The sequence below is a fragment of the Streptosporangium nondiastaticum genome, from assembly GCF_003011965.1.
Lineage (GTDB): Bacteria > Actinomycetota > Actinomycetes > Streptomycetales > Streptomycetaceae > Streptomyces > Streptomyces nondiastaticus.
Genome location: NZ_PXWG01000217.1, coordinates 1 through 6,998, shown reverse-complemented (window position 1 = coordinate 6,998; position 6,998 = coordinate 1). Strand labels below are relative to the sequence as shown.

At 76.5% G+C, this 6,998-nt stretch carries 4 protein-coding genes; 1 reads left to right on the top strand and 3 read right to left on the bottom strand.

All coding sequences use genetic code 11. The features are described 5' to 3' along the window. From B7P34_RS34315 to B7P34_RS34305, 3 genes are all read right to left on the bottom strand, one after another. Window positions 1-1,411: VWA domain-containing protein (locus tag B7P34_RS34315; protein ID WP_106682069.1), on the bottom strand; the 1,411-nt coding region annotated here is incomplete at its 3' end. A gap of 39 nt (window positions 1,412-1,450) precedes the next feature. Next, window positions 1,451-3,862, bottom strand: coding sequence for a serine/threonine-protein kinase (locus B7P34_RS34310; protein ID WP_106682068.1), 2,412 nt, complete (start codon window positions 3,860-3,862; stop codon window positions 1,451-1,453). After that, a complete protein-coding gene (locus B7P34_RS34305) occupies window positions 3,859-5,739 on the bottom strand; it encodes a S1 family peptidase (protein WP_106682067.1) in 1,881 nt (626 codons plus the stop codon). Before B7P34_RS34305 ends, B7P34_RS34310 begins: the two co-directional genes overlap by 4 nt. A gap of 437 nt (window positions 5,740-6,176) precedes the next feature. Between B7P34_RS34305 and B7P34_RS34300 the strand changes: the two genes are divergently transcribed. Then, window positions 6,177-6,791, top strand: coding sequence for a hypothetical protein (locus B7P34_RS34300; protein ID WP_106682066.1), 615 nt, complete (start codon window positions 6,177-6,179; stop codon window positions 6,789-6,791). Window positions 6,792-6,998 lie beyond the last annotated feature (207 nt).

The following is a 6,998-nucleotide window of genomic DNA, read 5'->3' as shown; positions in this document are numbered from 1 at the left end:
GACCGGGCTCGTGCGGCGGGCGGGCGGCCCGCGGCGGCGCCCCGGGCCTGCGGGTCTGCGTGCTGTGGTTGGAGACGACCCACGCCGAGTTGAGGTCGCCCGCCGTGATCTCGTCGCGCAGCCGGACCCGCCCCTCGGCGGCGTCCTCCACCTCCACCAGCCGCCGCAGCCGCCGCAGCATCTTCTCGTCGCCGAGCTCGTGCGCGAGCCGCACCGCCCGGCCCCACTCCTCCTCCGCCGTGCCGAGGTGCCCGGCCTCGAACGCCTCGCAGCCGGCGTTGACGGCCCGGCCGAGGTCGGCGTAGCCGCTGTAGCGGGCGACGCGCGGATCGATGCGCGTGGACAGGACGGGGTCGTCGGTCCAGTGGACGAGCAGGGGGACGGGCCGGGGCACGGAGACGACCGTCTCGGCGGGGTGGTCGCCCGCGCCCTCGGCGACGAGCGCCACCGAGGCCAGCTGCATGTCCTCGCCCATCGGGTCGCCGGCGGGGTCGGCGGTGACGCACAGGTGGTAGTCGCGGGACTCGTCGCCCCACGCGCCGGTCGGGAATTCCCAGGTGCGCTCCCCGGTCCGCACGCCCTCCTGGGTCAGGTCCAGCTCGGTGGGGAACACCTGCTTGAAGAAGCCGAGCTCGCTGCCGACGCGCAGCCGGACGCGGATGCGGATGCCGGGCAGCGACTTGTCCATCGCCTTGCGCATCATCCGCCGGAACTCCGCCTCCAGGCCGGAGTCGTGCTCGACGGCGTCCGCGATGCCGTGCAGCCGGCCGGCGATCTCCCGCAGCTCGGTGGCCGCCCACTGGTCGCCGATGCCGCGCGCGTCGCAGGTGAACTTCCCGGCGCAGTCCGCGAGGACGCGCTCCAGCTCGTCGGGCCGGTCGTGCTCGTTCCTGCCGTCGGTCAGCAGGAGGGCGTGCCGGATGGGGTGGTCCTGGCCGTCGGCGGTGAGGAGGTCGCGGGCGCAGGCGAGCCAGGAGGCGATGGCGGTGCCGCCCGCGGCGACGAGCGTGTGCGCCGTGCGGGCGGCGTCGGCCCGGGTGTCGGGGCCCGCGACGGCCATCCGGCCGGTCGCCGGATAGACGACGCGGGCCTTGTCGGTGCCCTCGACGAGGGCGAAGCGGGTGCCGTCGCGCAGGACGCCGATGGCGGCGGCCGCGGCCTTCCGGGCCGCCGCGATCTTCGTGCTGGGCCAGCTCATGGAACCGGAGCAGTCGATGACGACGACCTCGGCGGAGGAGGCGTGGGTGGTGAGCCCGGCCAGGCCGTGGCCCTCGACGGTGAGCACGGCGTGGGCCGGCACGGTGCCGGACCCCGCCGCCAAGTACTTGTTCTGGCCCAGCTGGGCGGTCAGGGCGGGCAGTGCCGCCGTCGGCGCGCGGTCCTCGGGGGCCGCCCCGTCGGCGCGGGTCACGGCCTCGGTCCAATGCTGCGGTCCATTCGTTCCCCCGGGTCAGAAACGGGTCTTGGGGCGGACGCTGTTCGCCAGGTCGACCAGGGCGGCCAGGCCGGCCGGGGCGGGCGCCTGGCGGGCCAGGCGGCGCAGCTTCGCCTCCAGCCGGGTGCGCAGGGTGAACTCCTCGTCGTCGGTGCTGTCGCCGGGGCCGGCCGGCGGGCGGGAGCCGGTGCGGGCCGCTCCCGCCCGCACCGCCACGCGCTCCAGGGCCACTTCGAGGATCTCGGCCTCCAGCCGGTCGCGGGCGGGCCCGGCGTGGTGCCCCTCGTCCAGATAGAGCCGGGGGAGGCGGCCGAAGGCGGCGGCGAGGTCGGAGCGGTCCGGGAGGAGGGGCCCGTCGCCGCCCTCCAGCCGCCCGGCGAGGACGCGGACGCACGCGATCCGGGCCGCGTCGTAGTGCCGGGACACCTCGGGCAGGCTGCCGAGGAGGGCGACCGCGCCGGTGCGGTCGCCGGCGGCCAGCCGCAGCCGGGCGAGCCCGAAGACGGCGCTGCCCTGCGTCGACCGGCTGCGCTGCCACACGGCGTCGTAGTAGCGCTCGGCGTCGGCCGGGGCCCCGGCCTTCTCGGCGCAGTAGCCGAGCGCCAGCTTCGGCGCGTACTCCCCGGGCAGAGCGTGGTAGACGCGCTCGAACTCGCCCTGCGCGGCCTCCGTGTCGCGCCGGGCGAGGCACAGCAGGCCCTGGTGCCAGCAGAGCCGCCAGTCGTACGGGGCGAGGCCGCCGAGGAGGGCGCGGGCGGTGGTCAGCCGCTCGCGCGCGGCGTCGAGCTCGCCCAGTTCGAGGTGGGCGCGCAGCTGCCGGAAGCAGATCTCCACGGTCTCCCGGCCCGAGGCGTACAGCTGCTGGATGAGCCGGCGGGGGCCGCTGGTCGTGGGCTGAGCGAGCAGCGCGGCGGCCGGGTCGGCCGGGTCGGGGTACGGCACGGGAAGGTGGTGCGGCACGCGGCCGGGCTCGGGCAGACCGGGGTCGAGGAGCGGCCGTACCTCGCCGGTCAGCCAGCGCTCCAGGGGCGGCACGCGCCCGAGCGAGGCGTCGAGGAGGGTGGCCGTGGCGGCGAAGAGGGTGGACGGCTCGGGCGTCTCGGTGCGGGTGCGCAGGGAGCGGATCTCGCGCAGGACGCCGCGCAGCTGCTCGGCCATCTCCCGGGCGGAGCCGAAGCGTTGCCGCGGATCGGCGGCGGTGGCGCGGGCGAGGACCCGGGCGTAGGACTCGGCGCCCAGGCCGGGGGGCTGCTTGCCGCAGCCCTCGGAGAGGGTGCGCAGCGTGGCGCCGAGGGTGAAGAGGTCCGAGCGGACGGACAGCCCCTCGACGCCCATGCGGACGACCTCGGGGGCGGTGAAGCCGCGGGCGCCGAGGACGTGTCCGGTGCGGTCGTCCAGGTCGCGGACGGCGCCGAGGTCGATGAGCTTGATGCGGTCCGCGTAGTGCATGACGTTGTTGGGCTTGAGGTCGCAGTAGACGAGGTTCTTGCGGTGCAGGCTCTCCAGGGCGTCGAGGATGCGGCAGCCGTAGGAGAGGACGTACTCGAAGACGCGGTCCTCGCCGAAGGGGCCCTCGCCGCGGGTGATGCGGTCGCGCACCTGGGAGAGGTGCATGCCGCGGACGAACTCCATGACGATGTAACGGGTGTGGCTGCTGTCGCCGCCCGGACCGTCCCCGTCCTGGCTGTCCTTGTCCTGGCCGTCCCCGCCCGGGCCCGTGGAGTCCTTGTGGGAGACGAAGTTGATGACGCGGACGATGTCCGGGTGGTCGGAGCCGATGAGGACGCGCAGCTCCTCCTTCTCGCGCTGCAGGGCGACGGGGTCGCGGTCGTTGATCAGGCCCTTGAGGGCGACGGGGTTGCCGTCGAGCCGCATGTCGTGGGCGAGGTAGACCCAGCCGAGGCCGCCGTTGGCCACGCAGCCCACCACCCGGTACTGCCCGCCGACCAAGTCGCCGGGGGCCAGGCGGGGCGTGAAGTCGTACGGGTGGCCGCACCGGTCGCAGAAGCCGACGGGCAGGGCGGCCTGCCCGGCGTACGACCTGCCGACGACGGCGGTGCACCCCTCGTGGCCGCAGGTCTTGCCGCCCGCCGGAACCCTCGGGTCCGTCACGACGAGGGCCTCGGGGGAGGGGGTGGAGATGACGGGCAGGTCGAGCAGGCCGTCACCGGCGGGGCCCACGGTGAACAGCTGGGCGGTCTCGGCGCGTCTGCGGGCGCCGGCGGTGGGCGGGCTCTCGGGCACGGGCGGGACGCCGCCGGGGCCGCCGGGCGCCGCGCACCGGACGGCGTGGCCGCGTGTGGAGCAGAAGCCGGTCGACTCGACGCGGCCGTCGCAGCCGGGCCGGGGGCAGGGGGCGCCGACGGGGAGCGGGGCGGGACGCGGCCCGGGCGGGCGTTTGCCGGGAGGGGTGGCAGGGGCGTTCACGAGGCGTCGCCTCCTCGCGGCCGGTGGGTGTGGTGGCGCACGGCCTCGGCGAAGCGCTCCACGGCGCGCTCGGCCTCGGCGAGCTCGCAGGGCGCCCGGTGCAGGAGGTTGTGCGCGGTGCGGTAGAGCGGCGCGGCGGCCCGCTCCTCCTCCAGGCTGCGGGCGGCGAGCAGCGCGAAGAAGGCCTCCAGCCGGCCGCGCAGTTCGTTCCGCCGGGCGATCTGCGCCTCGGCGAGGCCGATCACCTCCTCGATGCGCAGCAGCTCCGACTCCACGGTGCTCTCGAAGGCGCCGAGGTCGGCCAGGAAGCGGGCGCCGCCCGGCTCCGGGTGGCGGCGCAGCGCGGTGAGGTCCAGGCGCAGGGCGGCGGCCCGCTGCGGCACGGGCCGCACCGGGGCGATCAGGGCGGTGCTGTCGTGGGCGGCGCGCTCGCGGCGCGCGATGTGGTCGATGCGGTCGCGCAGCCGGTCGAGCCGGGCCGCGGTCTCGTCCTTGCCGGGGTCAGCCATCCTCAGCGCCAGCTCCAGGCTCTGCGATTCGGGGTTGCGGAAGACGAGGAGCAGACGGGCCCCCCGGGCGGCGAGGAGGTCGGTGAACTCGACCAGCGCGAGGGGGGCCGCCGCGTAGTCGACGCCCTCCGCGACGATCGTCAGCGGAACGGCGGCGGCGCCGAGCAGGCCCACCGCCGAGCCGTCTTCCCCGGCGGGGCTCAGCCCGAGCCGGTCGGCGACGCGCGCGGCGACGTCGGCGACGGTCTCCCCGGAGACGTCGAGGGCGAGGTCGACGCTGCCGACCGGCGGCAGGAGGTCGTCGGGCTCCTCGTCGGGGCCGTACGGGGACGGGGGTCTGCGCGCGGTGCCGTTGCGGGGCGCGGCGGCCGGGGGCGGGGTGCCGGGCGGCGGCGCGTGGAGGGAGGCGGGCGGGTGTATGCCGACGGGGAGGGGAGCTCTGCGCGGCGGCGGTGTGTCCGCGGGCAGCTCGCGGTCCGCGAGGGCGACCGCCCGGCTGAGCGTCGCCGCGCGCACCGCCTCGCCCTTCTTGATGACGACCGCCTCCACCTGCCGGGTGCCCTCCGCGGCCGCGAACCAGCGGGCCAGCCAGCGGGCGAACTCGCGGTCGCGGGCCGCGCCCCGCGGCACCGACGGCAGGCCGTTGCCGCGGCCGCCGCTCACGTAGCGGTCGATGGCCGGCAGGTGCCGGACGACGGTCTCGATCGGGATCATGTACGACAGGTGGAGCCGCCGGCTCGCGGGGGCGGCCGAGGAGCGGTCGTCGTAGCGGCTGACGACCATGCCGAGGACGCGGTGCGTCTCCGCGTCGGTCACGGCGGCGCCGCTGAAGCCGGGCCGCACCGTCTCCTCCGGGGTCAGGGGGAACATCTGCACCCACTCGCCGCGCGGCCCGGACGGCCCGGCGAGGGTGGCCCGGAACCACACCCCGTCCTGGAGCTCGCGCGTGCTGGGGAAGCCGCACATCCAGACGGACCGGCCGCGCGTGGGCGCGACCCGGTGCAGCGGCGCGGCGTGGCGGGCGTCCTGCGGCTCGGCCAGGGTCAGCAGGGCGACGTCGCCCCGGGAGTCCGCCAGCTCGGGCACCCAGCAGCCGTCGGCCACCCGGGCCGGCACGGGGCGGGCGCCGGGCACGCCGACCAGCTCGACCTGCACTTCGGTGGTGGGGACGCTTATCTCGGCGGTGGGGACGCTGAGATCCGGGGGGTCGCCGGGGCCGGTGGGGATGACATGGGCGCAGGTCAGCACGGCATCGGCGGCCAGCAGGATGCCGGCCCCCAGGACGTCGCCGCCGGTCGTGGAAATGCGGACCCGCCAAGTCTCGCCGCGCACCTCGGTGTTGACGGGGACCTCGGTCTCCTCCCCCATGGGCGCAGAGCATACGCGCGCCCCCGGCGGAAGTGACCCCTCCGACTGTGGGGTCACCGTTCCGTGTGATTCGCGCGGGGGTTGCGCGCCCCCGGCGCGGATCTCCGGGCGCCCGGCGCGGGTGGGCTCCGCCGAACGGGTGACCCGGGGGCGGGGCGGCTGCGCGGGGGCCCGGGGCCGGTCGGGAGCCGGTCCGGGGTCACCCGTTCGCCGTGTTCGGGGGCCGCCGTCCCGGTGACGGCGGGGCCACCCCCGGTGACCTGCCGTTACGCCGGCCGGGCCCGGTCCGCGGCGCGTCCCGGACCGGCGATTCTGATGCGTTGTCAGGGTGCGGGGCGCCCCGGATCCCGGTTCCCTCGGCTCTGAGGAGCGCGGAACCCCCCACTCCCCTTCGTGGGCACATCACGTGCCCCGGCCGCGTTCACGGAGGAACAAGCATGCGTAACTCACGAGTGCTCACCGGGACCGCCCTTTCCATAGCCGCCCTCGGGCTGGCGAGCGCCCCCGCGCTCGCCGGGGACTTCGGCAAGCTGGAAGTCTCCCCGAACCCCGTCAAGCCCGGGGCCGAGGTCACGGTGAACACCACCGCCTGCGGCGCCAACGGCTCGGGCACGGGCGACGCCAGCGCCGTCGGCGGCCCGGCCTCGTTCCAGCTCAAGCCGGGCACGCACAAGGAGAGCGTCAACGGCACCTTCAAGGTGCCCAACAGCGCGAAGGCCGGCACGTACGGCATCGGCGTCAAGTGTCACAACGGCAAGGAGGCCACGGGCGACGTCGTCGTCTCCGCCGGCTCGGGCGGGTCCGCCTCCAGCGGGTCCGGCACCGGCGGCACCTCCATGGGCGGGGCGAGCCACAGCCCCTCGATGGGCACGGGCGGCGGCTCCTCCACCCCGGCCAAGCCCCCCAAGGGCGGCATGAAGACCGGCGTCGGCGGCTCCAGCGACGACTCCGGAATGACCGAGCTCATGGCGGGCGCGGCCGTGCTGGCCACCGCGGCGGTCGGCGGCACCTGGTACCTGCGGCGCCGTGGCAGCAACGCCAACCGGATCTGACGCGCCCCCGGCCCGCTCCGCCCCCCGGTCCCCGAACGCCCCCGCGTCCGGGGACCACGGGCGCGGCGGACGCGGTGGAGGAGATCCATGTCCCAGTCGCAGAACGCCGGCGACGGCCGGCGGGCACGCGGCTCCCGCAAGGCGCGGAATTCGCGGCAGATGCGGCGGAACCCGCGCCGGCGGGCGCCTGCGGACTTCCCGCCCGCC

What these genes read in the sequence shown, in the direction of transcription:
- B7P34_RS34305 (WP_106682067.1), bottom strand. Translation starts at nt 5,739, where the DNA reads ATGGGGGAGGAGACCGAGGTCCCCGTCAACACCGAGGTGCGCGGCGAG.
- B7P34_RS34300 (WP_106682066.1), top strand. Translation starts at nt 6,177, where the DNA reads ATGCGTAACTCACGAGTGCTCACCGGGACCGCCCTTTCCATAGCCGCC.